Source organism: Saccharopolyspora hirsuta (assembly GCF_008630535.1).
GTDB classification, from domain to species: Bacteria; Actinomycetota; Actinomycetes; order Mycobacteriales; family Pseudonocardiaceae; genus Saccharopolyspora; species Saccharopolyspora hirsuta.
Genome location: NZ_VWPH01000001.1, coordinates 377,559 through 391,742 on the forward strand (window position 1 = coordinate 377,559; position 14,184 = coordinate 391,742).

The following is a 14,184-nucleotide window of genomic DNA, read 5'->3' on the forward strand; positions in this document are numbered from 1 at the left end:
CCGGAGGGCGTCCCGATCTCGGGGCGCCCTCCGCTCGTCTCATCGCCGGGCTCTGGACCGAGGTCTGCCTGACCTACCCGACCCTGGACATGCTCGCCGAGGGTTACGACGTCCACCCGGTGGCGGACGCGGTCGGCGGGATCAGCCCGGTGGCGCACGAGCGCGCCTTCGACCGGATGATCGCCGCCGGAGCACGCCCGATCACCGCGATCGCCTTCGGTGCCGAACTGATGCGCAACTGGGCCCGCCCCGACTCCGACAACCTCCGAACGGTGATGCGCTGGTACTTCCCCGAACGCCACCGCCTCGGCCTCTGACGGCAGCCATCACGGCCGGTCGTAATCCCATCGGATCGCCTTCCCAACGGCGCGCGAGCTTGCTGGAGGGACCGAGTGCGATACCAGAACTTCACTGTGCACGGACCAGATCTAGCGAAGTCGCACTGTCATGGCTTGGCTGCCTGGTGAATCTGAGCGTGATCGTTGAAAACCGTTCGTGGACAACAAGATCGGTTAGCGTGCCGGCTGACGGTTCGGACTCCACTTGAGAGAGCGCGCCTTGCGGTGAGCGTGGCGACTGCCACCCGCACCCGAGACTCCGCTGGCCGAGGGTGCCCAGGCGGTGTGCGCCGTGCTGACCGAGGCCTTCCGGCATCGCCGTCCCGCTTCTGGGCGGCTCAGCGCGTGCTTGCGGGGCGTTCACCCGGATGGCGGGCAGATTTCCGGGAGAACTTGCCCGTTCGGGCGCTACGGTGGTGGGATGGGTGATCGGATTCCGGCGTCCGAGCCGGTCGGGTTGGCCGACGTCGTCGCGGGGTTGCGGGCCGACGGCGTGGAACTGGTCGAGATGTCCTTTGTGGACAACGCGGGGAACGTGCGGGTCAAGGCCGTGCCGCTGGAGCGGTTGCCCGCGGCCGCGCGGTTCGGGGTCGGGGCCTCGCCGTGCTTCGAGACCTTCACCTTCGACGACGTGATGGTGCCCGGTCGCTACCTGGGCGGTCCGGACGGGGACCTGCGGTTGGTGCCCGACCTGGACCGGTTGGTGCGGTTGGCGGCGATGCCGGGGTGGGCCTAGGCGCCCGCCGACAAGTTCACCCAGGACGGCGAGCGGTTCGTCGGCTGCCAGCGGGCCTTCGCCGCGCGCCAGGTCCGGGCCGCCGCCGACGCCGGGTTGGCGGTCTTCGCGGCTTTCGAGCACGAGTGGGCGCTGGGGCGGAGCGACACCGAGGAGTTCGTTCCGGCTTTCGACGGCCCCGGCTACGGCCAGGTGCGCCTGGAGGCGATCGCCGACTACGCGCGCGAGCTCGTCGGCGCGCTGCGCGAGCAGGGGCTGGAGGTCCAGCAGTTCCACCCGAAGTACGCGCTCGGGCAGGTCGAGGTCTCGGTGGCGGCGGCCGATCCGGTGGCCGCTGCCGACGACGCGGTGCTGGCGCGGCACACCGTGCGGGCGGTGTCGCGGCGGCACGGGTGGCGGGCCAGCTTCGCGCCCTGCCTGGTGCCGGGCGGGGCCGGTTCCGGCGGGCACCTGCACCTGTCGGTGCACGACGGGGACGGCAACCTGTTCGCCGACGGGCCCGGCCCGCACGGGCTGCGCGCGGCGGGGGAGTCGTTCCTGGCCGGTGTGCTGCGGGAGCTGCCCGCGCTGCTGGCCGTCGGCGCGGGCAATCCGGCGAGCTTCCTGCGGTTGGAGCCGTCCCGATGGGCCGGGGTGTGGCAGGTGTGGGGGCGGGAGGCCCGTGAGGCGGCGCTGCGCCTGGTCACCGGGACGACCGGTACCGAGCAGTGGGCGGCCAACGTCGAGGTGAAGTGCTTCGACGGCACCGCGAACCCCTATCTGGCGGTCGGGGCGGTGCTCGCGGCCGGTCTGGCCGGAGTTCGCGAGGAGCTCCGGCTGCCCGCCGAGGTCACCGGCGATCCGGCGGCGCTGGGTGAGCACGACCGGGCGGCGGCCAGGATCCGCCGCCTGCCCACGAGTGCGGCGGAGGCCGCCGACGCGCTGGCGGCATCGGAGGTGCTGGCCGGGGCGATGGGACCGGAGCTGCACGACGCGATGCTCACCGTCCGCCGCGCCGAGGCCGAGCGCTGCGCCGACGCCGACCCGGCGGAGATCGCCGCCGCCACCCGCTGGCGCTGGTGAGCGTCAGCCCGCGGTGAGCTCGAACGCCCGGGCCAGCCGCAGCAGGGTCGACTCGGCGTGGTTGGTGCCGACGAGCTGGACGCCGACCGGCAGGCCGTCGCTCGTGATCCCCGCCGGGACGGAGATCGCCGGGAGGCCGATCACGCTGATGCCGAAGGTGTAGCGGACGAACGTCGGGAACGGGTCGACCTGGCGTCCGTTGTGCTCCATCAGACCGGTCTGCGCCAGCGGGATCGCCGGGGACGGCGTCGTGGGCGTGAGCAGGACGTCCACATCGGACAGCGCGGTGAGGTAACCGCGGCGGATCGCGGGCACCGTCTCGCTCATGGCGGCCAGGTACTCGTGCGCGGGGACGGGCGCGGCGTCGGGCCCGAGCTGGCTGAGCAGCAGGGCGGCGACGTCGGGGCCGATGCCGTCCAGCTGCTGCTCGATCGAACCGAGCCCGCGCTCGCGGAACAGCTCGGCGACCAGCGCGACCGCCTCCGGGGTGGCGATCAGGAACCCGGTCTCGCTGCCGATCTCGGCGTGCTCGACGGTGACTTCGCGCAGGTCCGCGCCCGCGTCGGCGAAGCGCTGCGCGGCCTCGCGGTGCAGCCGCTCGACCTCCGGGTGGTTGTCCGCCCAGTAGTCGCCGACCGGGATGCCGATGCGCACACCGCGCAGCGCCGCGGGATCGGCGGGCAGCGCGTCCGGATCCACCGTCTCGCCGCCGGTGAGGGCGTGCATCAGCAGCGCCGCGTCGGTGACGTCCCGGGTGATCGGCCCGGCGACGTCGAAGCCGAAGGACACCCGCAGCACGCCCTCCAGCGGCAGCCGGTCGCGGGTCGGCTTCAGCCCGACCGCACCGCAGACCGAGGCCGGGATGCGGACCGAACCACCGGTGTCGGTGCCCATCGCCGCAGGCACGATGCGCGCCGCGACCGCCGCCCCGGAACCGCCGCTAGACCCGCCCGCGCTGCGCGTCGGGTCGTGCGGGTTGCGCACCGGGCCGAAGTGCGGGTTGTCCGACGTGATGCCGAAGCTGTACTCGTGCATGTTGGTCTTGCCGACCACCACCGCACCGGCGTCGGTCAGGCGCTGCACCACCGCGGCGTCGGTGTCCGGCGTCCAGTCCCGCAGCACGCCCATCCCACCGGTGGTCCGGATGCCCGAGGTCGTGTAGTTGTCCTTGACGCTGATGGGCACGCCGTGCAGCGGGCCGACCGGTCCGCGCTCGGCGAGGTGGCGGTCCAGCTCCTCGGCGCGCTTCACGGCGTCCTCGGCGAGGGTGATGTGGGTGTTCAGCTCGTCCTGCGCGGCGGCCTCCAGGCAGGCCGAAACGAGCTGACGGCTGGACAGCCCGCCGTCGCGGACCCGGGCCGCGAGCCCGGCCACCCCGCTGCCGATCAGGTCGGCGTGCTCCGAAACTGATGACATGCGTCGGCTCCCCGTGCTGATCCGTCCGGTGTGGATGGTTTCGCCGGAGTATCGCCCGCGAGGGCCCCGGTCGAAAGGCCCACCGGCTAAGGGTTCTGCGTATTGAGCAGCGGCGCGGCGGCTGGTAGCGGGTGGCGTTGGCCATGCCGCTCTGGCACCGGGCGCGAGCCGTGCGGAAGTATGCTCGTGATGGCCGGGGAAGGGATGGACACGATGCCTGAGGTGACCAACCCGCCTGCCCGCAACACGCGTCCGCGCAACCGGCGCGCGCTGATCACCGCAGCCGCGGCGGACCTGTTCTACCGCCAGGGCTACGCGCGGGTGGGCATGAGCGACATCGCCGAGGCCGTCGGCGTCGGCTCCTCGGCGCTGTACCGGCACTTCGCGGGCAAGCAGCAGCTGCTGACCCGCGTGGTGCTCGACGAGCTGCGCCCGTTCAGCGAGATCACCGCCGAGGTCGCCGACCTCGACCAGGTGGTGGAGCGGCTGGCCGCGGCCGCGCTGGAGCACCGGCAGCTGGGTGTGCTCTGGCAGCGCGAGGCCCGCCAGCTGCCCGAGGAGCAGCGCGACGCGCTGCGCAAGGAGCTGCGCGAGGTGGCCAGCGGCCTGGCCGAGGTCGCCCGCGCCTTCCGGCCGGAGCTGACCGGTCAGGACGCCCGGTTCCGGGCCTGGTGCATGTTCAGCGTGCTGACCAGCCCGTCCTACCACCAGGTGGACCTGCCGCGGCGGGAGTTCGAGCAGCTGCTGCGGGCGATGGTGGTGGTCATCGGCAACCAGTCCCCGCACCGCTTCGCCGAGCGTCGCGCCGACTCCGAGCAGCGGGCGGCGCTGTTCGCCGGGCGCGCCTCCCGGCGGCGGCTGCTGCTGGCCGCGGCGATGCGGCTGTTCTCCGACGCGGGCTACACCAAGGTGACCACCGAGGACGTCGGCGCGGCGGCCGGGATCGCCGGGCCCAGCCTGTACAACTACTTCGCCAGCAAGCAGGAGCTGCTCGGCACCGTGATCACCCGCGGCAACGCGTGGCTGGAGGTCGAGCTCGAGCGCACCCTGGCCAGCACCCCGGCCGCCGACGACGCGCTGCGCGAGCTGCTGCGCTCCTACATCACCTTCGCCTTCGACCACGGGCGCTTCATCGACATCCTGGTCAGCGAGGTCAACCACCTGCCGGACGCCGAGCGGCACCGGGCGCGGCAGACCCAGCACGCCTACGTGGCCGAGTGGGTCGGGCTGCTGTGCGAGGCCCGGCCGGAGCTGGACCAGGTGCGCTCCCGGATCCTGGTGCAGGCGGCGCTGACGGTGGCCAACGACATGGCGCGCACCGGCGCGGTCCGCGACGTGGACGCGCTGCTGCGGGTCGGGGCGGCGTTGATGCTGGATACCCCGATCGGTTGAGTGCGATCGGCCACAGGGCGAGAATCACGGCTACCGGCCATTCACTTAACCGGCGAATTCGCAGCTAGTTGCCCCACAGGTTCGGCTACCAGCAGGTCACTTCCGCATTGACTTGGCGACGGCCGTCGAACTACTCTCCGCGATGGCCAGTGCTGCGCCCGCCGAGATCGCGGCCGGGGCGCGGATACTGGGGTCGAGCAGGTTACGAGGACGGGTTGGTTGCATGAGCAGCGCGACGGAGCCGGTCGGTCAGCCACCGGTGGACGTGCCGGACATCCACACGACCGCGGGCAAGCTGGCGGATCTGTACCGGCGGAACGACGAGGCGGTGCACGCCGGCTCGGAGCGCGCGGTCGCCAAGCAGCACGCCAAGGGCAAGTACACCGCCCGCGAGCGGATCGACCTGCTGCTGGACCCGGGGTCGTTCGTGGAGCTCGACGAGCACGCCCGGCACCGCTCGACGAACTTCGGCCTGGACGCCAACCGCCCCTACGGCGACGGGGTGGTGACCGGCTACGGCACCGTCGACGGCCGCAAGGTGTGCGTGTTCTCCCAGGACTTCACCGTCTTCGGCGGTTCGCTGGGCGAGGTCTTCGGCGAGAAGATCGTCAAGGTCATGGACCTGGCGCTCAAGACCGGCTGCCCGCTGATCGGCATCAACGACTCCGGCGGCGCGCGGATCCAGGAGGGCGTGGCGGCGCTGGGCCTCTACGCCGAGATCTTCAAGCGCAACACCCACGCCTCCGGCGTGATCCCGCAGATCTCGCTGATCATGGGCCCGTGCGCGGGCGGTGCGGTGTACTCGCCGGCGATCACCGACTTCACCGTGATGGTCGACCAGACCTCGCACATGTTCATCACCGGCCCGGACGTGATCAAGACGGTCACCGGTGAGGACGTCACCTTCGAGGACCTCGGCGGCGCCCGCACGCACAACTCCCGCTCGGGCAACGCGCACTACCTGGCCAGCGACGAGGACGACGCCATCGGCTACGTCAAGGAGCTGCTGTCGTTCCTGCCGAGCAACAACCTCGCCGAGGCGCCGGTCTTCGACGCCGAGATCGGTGAGGGCGCGATCGCGGACTCCATCGGCGACTTCGACCGCGAGCTGGACACGCTGATCCCGGACTCGCCGAACCAGCCCTACGACATGCTCCAGGTCATCGCGCACGTCGTGGACGACGAGGACTTCCTGGAGGTCGGGGCGCTGTTCGCGCCGAACATCATCACCGGCTTCGGGCGCGTCGAGGGCCGCCCGGTGGGCGTGGTGGCCAACCAGCCCACCCAGCTCGCCGGCACCCTGGACATCGACGCCAGCGAGAAGGCGGCGCGGTTCGTGCGGACCTGCGACGCGTTCAACATCCCGGTGCTGACCTTCGTGGACGTGCCGGGCTTCCTGCCGGGCACCGACCAGGAGTGGAACGGCATCATCCGCCGCGGCGCGAAGCTGCTCTACGCCTACGCCGAGGCGACCGTCCCGCTGGTCACCGTGATCACCCGCAAGGCCTACGGCGGCGCCTACGACGTGATGGGCTCCAAGCACCTCGGCGCGGACGTCAACCTGGCCTGGCCGACCGCGCAGATCGCGGTGATGGGCGCGCAGGGCGCGGTCAACATCCTCTACCGGCGCCAGCTGGCCGAGGCCGCGGAGAACGGCGAGGACGTCGAAGCGGTGCGCGCGCGGCTGCAGCAGGAGTACGAGGACACGCTGTGCAACCCGTACGTCGCCGCCGAGCGCGGCTACGTCGACTCGGTGATCCCGCCGTCGTTCACCCGCGGGTACGTGGCGCGGTCGCTGCGGATGCTGCGCGACAAGCGGGAGAGCCTGCCCGCGAAGAAGCACGGCAACATCCCGCTGTGACGGTTGCCGGAGGAGGTGCGCAATGAGCCACGACGCGGATGCGGTGCCGGAGCGGCCGGTGCTGCGCATCGTGCGCGGTGATCCCGACGAGGCCGAGCTCGCCGCGCTGACCGCCGCGCTGACCGGGCTGGCCGCGGCCCAGGCGGCTTCGGCCGAGCCGCAGCAGCGCGAGCCGATGTCGCTGTGGGGCGACCCGGCCGCGGCGGTCCGCCACCCCGCGGGGCGGCGGCCGTTGCGCCCCGGCCCGCACGCCTGGCGCGCTTCGGCGCTGCCGGGCTGACCAGATGAGTTTTCGCCAGTGTCGTCCGGCGTCGCGCCGGGAGTTGAGGAGTTGACCGCTGTGGACGTGACGCCGATCAGCAAGGTCCTGATCGCCAACCGCGGTGAGATCGCGGTTCGGGTGATCCGCGCCTGCAAGGACGAGGACATCGCCTCGGTCGCGGTGTACGCCGAGCCGGACGCGGACGCGCAGTTCGTGCGGATGGCCGACGAGGCCTTCGCGCTGGGCGGTTCGACGCCCGGCGAGTCGTACCTGAACATCGACAAGATCATCGACGTGGCCAAGCGCTCGGAAGCCGACGCGGTGCACCCCGGCTACGGGTTCCTGTCCGAGAACGCCGACTTCGCGCAGGCAGTGCTGGACGCCGGGCTGATCTGGATCGGCCCGTCGCCGCAGGCGATCCGCGACCTCGGCGACAAGGTCACCGCCCGGCACATCGCCACCCGCGCCGGTGCGCCGCTGGTGCCCGGCACCAAGGACCCGGTGTCCGGCGCCGACGAGGTGGTGGCCTTCGCCGAGGAGCACGGTCTGCCGGTGGCCATCAAGGCCGCCTTCGGCGGTGGTGGCCGCGGGCTGAAGGTCGCCCGGACCATCGAGGAGATCCCCGAGCTCTACGCCTCGGCGGTGCGCGAGGCCGAGACCGCGTTCGGCCGCGGCGAGTGCTTCGTGGAGCGCTACCTGGACCGGCCGCGGCACGTGGAGGCCCAGGTGCTGGCCGACCAGCACGGCAACGTGATCGTGGTGGGCACCCGCGACTGCTCGCTGCAGCGCCGCCACCAGAAGCTGGTCGAGGAGGCCCCGGCGCCGTTCCTCAGCGACGAGCAGCGCCGCACCATCCACGAGGCGGCCCGCGCGATCTGCGCCGAGGCGGGCTACTACGGCGCGGGCACCGTGGAGTTCCTGGTCGGGCTGGACGGGACGATCTCGTTCCTGGAGGTCAACACCCGGCTGCAGGTGGAGCACCCGGTGTCGGAGGAGACCACCGGCATCGACCTGGTACGCGGCCAGTTCCGCATCGCGGCGGGGGAGAAGCTGGAGCTCACCGAGGACCCGCAGCCGCGCGGCCACTCCATCGAGTTCCGCATCAACGGCGAGGACGCCGGTCGCGGCTTCCTGCCCGCGCCCGGCACCGTGACCCGCTTCGTGGTGCCGCAGGGCCCGGGCGTGCGGGTGGACGCGGGCGTGGAGTCCGGCAGCGTGATCGGCGGGCAGTTCGACTCGCTGCTGGCCAAGGTGATCGTGACCGGCGCGGACCGCCAGCAGGCGCTGGAGCGCTCGCGGCGCGTGCTCGACGAGATGGTCGTCGAGGGCATGGCCACGGTCCTGCCGTTCCACCGCGTGATCGTGCGCGACCCGGCGTTCACCGGCACCGACGGCTTCAGCGTGCACACCCGCTGGATCGAGACCGAGTTCGACAACACCATCGAGCCGTTCACCGGTGGTGCTGAAGTGCCGGAGCCGGAGGCGCGCCAGACCATCACCGTCGAGGTCGGCGGCCGCCGCCTCGAGGTGACGCTGCCCGCGGAGCTGGCGGTGTCCGGAGCCGCCCCGGCGGCGAAGGCCAAGCCGCGCAAGCGGTCCGCGGGCAAGGCCGGGGCGGCGGTCTCCGGCGACGCGGTGACGGCGCCGATGCAGGGCACCATCGTCAAGGTGGCGGTCACCGACGGCCAGCAGGTCGAAGCGGGCGAGCAGATCGCGGTCCTGGAAGCGATGAAGATGGAGAACCCGGTGACGGCCCACAAGGCGGGCACGATCACGGGCCTGTCGGCCCAGCCGGGCGACTCGGTCTCCCAGGGCACCACCCTCTGCGAGATCAAGGACTGATCGCGACTCCGCGATGGCCGTGGGGCTCGGGTGCGAACCCCGAGATCCACGGCCATCCGGCTCTTGCCGCCTGCGGGTCGCGTCAGCACCGCTCGCCGGTGGTCGGGAGCTCGTTGATCTTGCCGCCCTCGGACTGGTGGCGCGGGCGGTCCCGCACGGAGACCTGCGGGAACCGGCGGACCGATCCGGTCAACCACCTGCGCCCGGAGCTCGTCGTCCGGTTGCGATCGAGTTCACCTGCTCGCGGGGAGGATCCGGGACGACTGGTCGCTTGCTCGGGCATCGACTTCGCGGGGTCCGTGTAGCGTCGATCACGAGGCTGATGCGGTGAGCGAGGTGGCCGAGCACAGCGAGGAGAACGTCGATGCCGCACCTGAACCGGCGGACCCTGCTGCTGGGGACCGCGGGCACCCTCGGACTGGCGGGTGTGCTGCCCGTCGTCACCTGGGCGAACGAAGGTTCGTCGCAGGAGGAGTACCCGCCGAACTGGCCGGGCGTGAAGCCCTACGGCGCTGCGGACACCCGGAAGGACCTGTGGCCGCGGGACGACAACTCGCGCGTTCTCGAGCTCGAGCTCCGCCCCCGGGACGAGGAGCTCGGCCGGGTCTGGATCCGGGACACCTACGTCAACTGCTTCGTCGTCGGCGGGAAGCCGCGCTACGTCGCCACGGGCACCACCCGCGCTGCCGGTCTCAAGAGCTCCTCTCCTTGGAACGACGGCATTTTCATCTGGGTCGCCGAATCCCTCGACGGGCCTTGGGAGTTGGTGGACACCACCGGGATCCGGCCCGGTGCGGAGAAGGGCAAGGTGTGGTCACCGGAGTTCGTCGGCGAGAACGAGCCCGGGCGCACCGTCGTCGCCCCGTGGCAGGAGCACTGGTACGACGAGGAGCACGGCAAGCGCGGCAACGTGTGGGCACCGGAGGTGCACTACTTCCGCGGTGCCTGGTACATCGTCGCGTGCATGGGCGACCACTCCCGGAAGGTCGGCTCGTTCCTGCTCAAGAGCGAGGGCGGCATCGAGGGGCCGTACCGGGTCGTCGAGGGGAACCTCGACAAGCCGTTCGGCGATCTGGCGCCCGGCGGGCCGGAGTGGATCGACCCGCAGGTCTACCACCACATCGACGGTGGCCTCCACACCGAAGGCGACAGGGCGTGGCTGGTGCTGCACAACCACCTGTACTCGGAGTTCCGGGACGACATGGAGGACATCGTGCAGCCGACGAACCTCCCGAAGTTCGAGCAGGCGCCCTACTCGCCGGAGCCGTACCTCGAAGGCGCTCACGTGTTCAAGCACGAGGGCAAGTACTACCTGGTGCACGCTGCCTGGAACCGGAGGTCCGAGAGCCCCGACGGCAGCACCCGGTACGCCTACAACACGCCCGAGGCCGAGCGGTACCAGTACGACGCGATCATCGCGGTCGCGGACAACTTCGAGGGGCCGTACTCGAAGCGCTGGACCGCCGGTGTCGGAGCCGGGCACAACAACCTCTTCGCGGATGCCGACGGCCAGCTGTGGGCGACCTTCTTCCGGAACCCGGTCGCCGGGTACTGGGCCGACCCGTCGCGGAAGGACGACGCCGCGGTGGCCGGTGTGGTGCGGATGGAGTGGACCGGCCCGCAGGGCAACCGGATCTACGTCCAGCGCAGGGAGCGCTGACCGGGAAAATCCGGTGACGCCGGGGTGAGCGGTCGGGTACCAACGCCGCATGACGACGGTGATCCGGCCCGCTGACGAGCTGCTCGCGCTGCTGCACCGGGAGGATCCCCTGGCGGCCACGGCGCTGGGCGTTCGCGGGTACGACCACCAGCTGCCCGATCTCACGGAGGCCGGGGATCTCGCTCGCAAGGCCGATGCCGAGGACATCGCGCGGCGGGCCGCCGGGCTCGACGGGCAGGACGACGTGACCCGGGCCGTTGTGGTGCAGCAGGCGATGGCGTTGGTCGCGCGGGTCGACGCCCGGCTGGTCGAGCACACGCTCGCGTTCCAGCTGACCTCGCCCGCCGGGGCGCTGTTGCACGGGCTTCCGCAGGTGCAGCCGGTCGGGGACGACGCGGAACGCGCTCACCTGGACAGGTTGGCCGCGATTCCGGGCTATCTCGCTGCCGCCGCCGAACGGCACCGCGCTGGTGCGGCGGCGGGACGGCTTCCGCTGGCCTACCTGGGGCGCGCCGCCGTGGCGAGCCTCGACCAGTACCTCGCGGGTCCCGATCCGCTCCGCAAGCCGACGCTGAGCGGATCGAGGGCCGCTGAACGCGAGCGCCTGCTGGCAGACGTGGTCCGCCCGGCGTTCGCGCGCTACCGCGAGGTGATCGACACCGAGCTGGTGCCGCGCGGAAGGCCGGACGAGCAGCCGGGTTTGTGCTGGTTGCCCGAGGGCGGGGCGGTGTACGAGGCGCTGTCGCGCGTGCACACGACGACCGAACGCGCGCCGGACGACCTGCACCGGACGGGTCTGGACCTCATCGAGGAGCTGGCGGCGGAGTACGTCGAGATCGGTTCGCGGGTCTTCGGCGCCACGACCGCGGAGGAGGTGCGGGAGCGGCTCCGCACGGACCCGGCGCTGCGGTGGGGGAGCCCGGGGGAGGTGCTGAGCACGGCGCGCGAGACCGTCGAGCGCGCGGAGCGGGCGGCGGTGGGCTGGTTCCGGCGGGTGCCGAACGGGCGTTGCGCGGTCGAGGCCGTTCCCGACAACGAGGCGCCCAACGTGTCCGCCTACTACAACCGGCCCGCGCTGGACGGTTCGCGGCCGGGGACCTACTTCGCCAACACCTACCGGGCCGAGGAGCGCGAGCGGTTCACCGCGGAGGCGGTGGCGTTCCACGAAGCCGTGCCGGGGCACCACTTCCAGCTGGCGCTCGCGCAGGAGGTCGAGGGGCTGCCGAAGTTGCGCGGCCTCGCGGACATCAACGCCTTCGTCGAGGGGTGGGCGCTGTACGCCGAGCGGTTGGCCGACGAGATGGGGCTGTACTCCGGTGACCTCGCCCGGCTGGGCATGCTCGCGGAGGACTCCTTGCGCGCCGCCAGGTTGGTGGTCGACACCGGCCTGCACGCGCGGGGCTGGACCCGCCAGCAGGCGGTCGACTTCATGCTCCAGCACACCCTGCTGTCCGAAGTGGACGCCCACGTCGAGGTCGACCGCTACGTCGAGTGGCCCGGCCAGGCGCTGTCGTACGTGGTGGGGCGCCTGGAGATCCAGCGGCTGCGAGCCGGTGCAGAGCGCGCGCTCGGCACCGGGTTCGACCTCGCGGCCTTCCACGACCTCGTGCTCACCGGCGGCCCGCTGCCGATGACCGTGCTGGCCGAGGTCGTCGGGAACTGGACCGCTGATCAGCTGCAGCACGCCTCCGGCTCGACGCGGAGGTCCGGGGCCTGGCCCGCGGTCTGAGAATCGCCCTTGACCACGTAGACCTCCCAGGGCTCGCGGCCGGGGCCGTGCACCCAGACCTTGTCCTGGCGGGCGTAGCAGCAGGTGGTGTCGTTCTCGACCTGGGTGAACAGGCCCAGCGCGGCCAGCCGTTCGGTGGCGGCCTCGACGGTCGCGGTGTCGTCCACCTCGACGCCGAGGTGGTCCATGACCGTGTCCTGGCCCGGCTCGCCCTCCAGCAGGACGAGCTTGAGCGGCGGGTCGGCGATGGCGAAGTTGGCGTAGCCGGGGCGGCGCTTGGCCGGTTCCGCGCCGAGCAGCTTGGTGTAGAAGGAGATCGATCCTTCCAGGTCACCGACCCGGAGGGCGAGTTGAACGCGCGACATCACGGCTCCTTGTCCAGATGGATGTCGAATCAAGCTTGCGCGCCTGTTTTGATGTGTGTCAAGTTAGAGGCATGTCGAAACAGGACGTCGAGCTGTGCTGCTCGCCGGTCATGCGGGAGCCGCTGACCGCGGAGCGGTCGGCGGAGCTGGCGCGGGTGTTCAAGGCGATCGGCGAGCCGGTGCGCCTGCGGTTGCTGTCGCTGATCGCCTCGCACGCGGGCGGTGAGGCCTGCGTGTGCGATCTGACCGGGGCGTTCGAGCTGTCCGGCCCGACGATCTCGCACCACCTCAAAGTGCTGCGCGAGGCCGGGGTCATCGAGGGCGAGCGCCGCGGCACCTGGATCTACTACCGGGTCCGCCCGGAGACGCTGCGCGCGGTGTCGAGCGTGCTCGTGCCCGCCGACGGCGCAGAGGTGGCGACCGCATGACCCGGGACTCCGCGATGGCCCGCTTGTCGACGCTGGACCGGCTGCTGCCGGTGTGGATCGGCGCCGCGATGGTGGTGGGGCTGCTCGCCGGGCGCTGGGTCCCGGGCCTCGGTCCGGCGCTGGACGCGGTGCAGGTCGACGGGATCTCGCTGCCGATCGCCCTGGGCCTGCTGGTCATGATGTACCCGGTGCTGGCCAAGGTCCGCTACGACCGGCTGGACACCGTCACCGGTGACCGGCGGCTGCTGGTCTCCTCGCTGCTGATCAACTGGGTCGTCGGCCCGGCGGTGATGTTCGCGCTGGCCTGGGTGTTCCTGCCCGACCTGCCGGAGTACCGCACCGGGCTGATCATCGTGGGCCTGGCGCGCTGCATCGCCATGGTGATCATCTGGAACGACCTGGCCTGCGGCGACCGCGAAGCCGCCGCGGTGCTGGTGGCGCTGAACTCGGTGTTCCAGGTGATCGCCTTCGCCGGGCTCGGCTGGTTCTACCTCTCGGTGCTGCCGGGCTGGCTCGGCCTGCCGCAGGTCGGGCTGGAGGTCTCGGCGTGGCAGATCGCCAAGTCAGTGCTGATCTTCCTCGGCATCCCGCTGGTGGCCGGGTACCTCACCCGCAAGCTCGGCGAACGCGCCAAGGGCCGCGAGTGGTACGAGTCCCGGTTCCTGCCCAAGATCGGCCCGGTCGCCCTCTACGGCCTGCTGTTCACCATCGTGGTCCTCTTCGCCCTGCAGGGCGACGCGATCACCTCCAACCCGCTCGACGTCGCGCGCATCGCCGTGCCGCTGCTGGCCTACTTCGCGATCACGTGGGCGGGTTCCTTCGCGCTGGGCAAGGCCATCGGGCTGAACTACGAGCGCTCGGTGACGCTGTCGTTCACCGCGGCGGGCAACAACTTCGAGCTCGCCATCGCGGTGGCCATCGCGACCTTCGGCGTCACCAGCGGCCAAGCCCTCGCCGGTGTGGTCGGCCCGCTCATCGAGGTCCCGGTGCTGGTCGCGCTGGTCTACGTCTCGCTGGCGGCCCGCCGCTGGTTCACCGCACCCGACGCCGAACTCGTGAGAACCCCGGAGTGACCGTGCCCCGCACCCCCGAA

Annotated in this window: 12 protein-coding genes and 1 pseudogene; 11 read left to right on the forward strand and 2 right to left on the reverse strand. The window is 71.7% G+C overall.

What is annotated here, in order from left to right; genetic code table 11:
• The first annotated feature begins 41 nt into the window (after positions 1–41).
• The 3 genes and pseudogenes from F1721_RS01710 to F1721_RS01715 form a co-directional block, all read left to right on the forward strand.
• On the forward strand, positions 42–317 hold the full coding sequence (locus tag F1721_RS01710; protein WP_211840302.1) for an isochorismatase family protein: 276 nt from the start codon (positions 42–44) through the stop codon (positions 315–317).
• Between the two features lie 442 nt (positions 318–759).
• On the forward strand, positions 760–1,074 hold the full coding sequence (locus tag F1721_RS34890; RefSeq protein WP_246154014.1) for a hypothetical protein: 315 nt from the start codon (positions 760–762) through the stop codon (positions 1,072–1,074).
• Positions 1,075–1,131: 57 nt separating this feature from the next.
• Positions 1,132–2,136, forward strand: a pseudogene (locus tag F1721_RS01715) (glutamine synthetase); the annotation flags it as partial.
• 3 nt (positions 2,137–2,139) lie between these two features.
• Here the strand turns inward: F1721_RS01715 and F1721_RS01720 are convergent.
• The gene (locus F1721_RS01720) at positions 2,140–3,552 is read right to left on the reverse strand and encodes an amidase (RefSeq protein WP_150064699.1); all 1,413 of its coding nucleotides are present in this window, start codon (positions 3,550–3,552) and stop codon (positions 2,140–2,142) included.
• 213 nt (positions 3,553–3,765) lie between these two features.
• On the opposite strand from F1721_RS01720, the gene F1721_RS01725 reads away from it, so the two are divergent.
• The 6 genes from F1721_RS01725 (at position 3,766) to F1721_RS01750 (ending at position 12,298) form a co-directional block, all read left to right on the forward strand.
• A complete protein-coding gene (locus F1721_RS01725) occupies positions 3,766–4,944 on the forward strand; it encodes a TetR/AcrR family transcriptional regulator (protein WP_150064700.1) in 1,179 nt (392 codons plus the stop codon).
• Between the two features lie 223 nt (positions 4,945–5,167).
• A complete protein-coding gene (locus tag F1721_RS01730) occupies positions 5,168–6,805 on the forward strand; it encodes an acyl-CoA carboxylase subunit beta (protein ID WP_150064701.1) in 1,638 nt (545 codons plus the stop codon).
• 22 nt (positions 6,806–6,827) lie between these two features.
• A complete protein-coding gene (locus tag F1721_RS01735; RefSeq protein ID WP_150064702.1) occupies positions 6,828–7,085 on the forward strand; it encodes an acyl-CoA carboxylase epsilon subunit in 258 nt (85 codons plus the stop codon).
• Between the two features lie 60 nt (positions 7,086–7,145).
• Entirely contained in the window at positions 7,146–8,909 is a 1,764-nt protein-coding gene (locus F1721_RS01740; protein ID WP_150064974.1) for an acetyl/propionyl/methylcrotonyl-CoA carboxylase subunit alpha, read from the forward strand.
• A 364-nt stretch (positions 8,910–9,273) separates the two neighbouring features.
• Positions 9,274–10,569, forward strand: a complete 1,296-nt coding sequence (locus F1721_RS01745) for a family 43 glycosylhydrolase (RefSeq protein WP_150064703.1) — start codon at positions 9,274–9,276, stop codon at positions 10,567–10,569.
• Positions 10,570–10,618: 49 nt separating this feature from the next.
• Positions 10,619–12,298 carry a DUF885 domain-containing protein gene (locus F1721_RS01750; RefSeq protein WP_150064704.1) on the forward strand — a complete coding sequence of 560 codons (1,680 nt, stop codon included), beginning with the start codon at positions 10,619–10,621 and terminating at the stop codon, positions 12,296–12,298.
• On the opposite strand, the gene F1721_RS01755 is transcribed toward F1721_RS01750, so the two are convergent.
• The gene (locus F1721_RS01755) at positions 12,241–12,663 is read right to left on the reverse strand and encodes an ArsI/CadI family heavy metal resistance metalloenzyme (protein WP_150064705.1); all 423 of its coding nucleotides are present in this window, start codon (positions 12,661–12,663) and stop codon (positions 12,241–12,243) included. The genes F1721_RS01750 and F1721_RS01755 overlap by 58 nt on opposite strands.
• Before the next feature lie 71 nt (positions 12,664–12,734).
• On the opposite strand from F1721_RS01755, the gene F1721_RS01760 reads away from it, so the two are divergent.
• Together F1721_RS01760 and arsB are read left to right on the forward strand one after the other, a co-directional pair.
• Positions 12,735–13,091: an ArsR/SmtB family transcription factor gene (locus F1721_RS01760; protein WP_150064706.1), complete on the forward strand. Its 357-nt coding sequence runs from the start codon at positions 12,735–12,737 to the stop codon at positions 13,089–13,091.
• Positions 13,088–14,164, forward strand: coding sequence for an ACR3 family arsenite efflux transporter (gene arsB / locus F1721_RS01765; RefSeq protein WP_150064707.1), 1,077 nt, complete (start codon positions 13,088–13,090; stop codon positions 14,162–14,164). The genes F1721_RS01760 and arsB overlap by 4 nt, the downstream gene beginning before the upstream one ends.
• The last annotated feature ends 20 nt before the right edge of the window (positions 14,165–14,184 follow it).

Coding starts and splice junctions, on each gene's coding strand:
- F1721_RS34890 (WP_246154014.1), top strand. CDS start 760: ATGGGTGATCGGATTCCGGCGTCCGAGCCGGTCGGGTTGGCCGACGTC.
- F1721_RS01720 (WP_150064699.1), bottom strand. CDS start 3,552: ATGTCATCAGTTTCGGAGCACGCCGACCTGATCGGCAGCGGGGTGGCC.
- F1721_RS01725 (WP_150064700.1), top strand. CDS start 3,766: ATGCCTGAGGTGACCAACCCGCCTGCCCGCAACACGCGTCCGCGCAAC.
- F1721_RS01730 (WP_150064701.1), top strand. CDS start 5,168: ATGAGCAGCGCGACGGAGCCGGTCGGTCAGCCACCGGTGGACGTGCCG.
- F1721_RS01735 (WP_150064702.1), top strand. CDS start 6,828: ATGAGCCACGACGCGGATGCGGTGCCGGAGCGGCCGGTGCTGCGCATC.
- F1721_RS01745 (WP_150064703.1), top strand. CDS start 9,274: ATGCCGCACCTGAACCGGCGGACCCTGCTGCTGGGGACCGCGGGCACC.
- F1721_RS01750 (WP_150064704.1), top strand. CDS start 10,619: ATGACGACGGTGATCCGGCCCGCTGACGAGCTGCTCGCGCTGCTGCAC.
- F1721_RS01755 (WP_150064705.1), bottom strand. CDS start 12,663: ATGTCGCGCGTTCAACTCGCCCTCCGGGTCGGTGACCTGGAAGGATCG.
- F1721_RS01760 (WP_150064706.1), top strand. CDS start 12,735: ATGTCGAAACAGGACGTCGAGCTGTGCTGCTCGCCGGTCATGCGGGAG.
- arsB (WP_150064707.1), top strand. CDS start 13,088: ATGACCCGGGACTCCGCGATGGCCCGCTTGTCGACGCTGGACCGGCTG.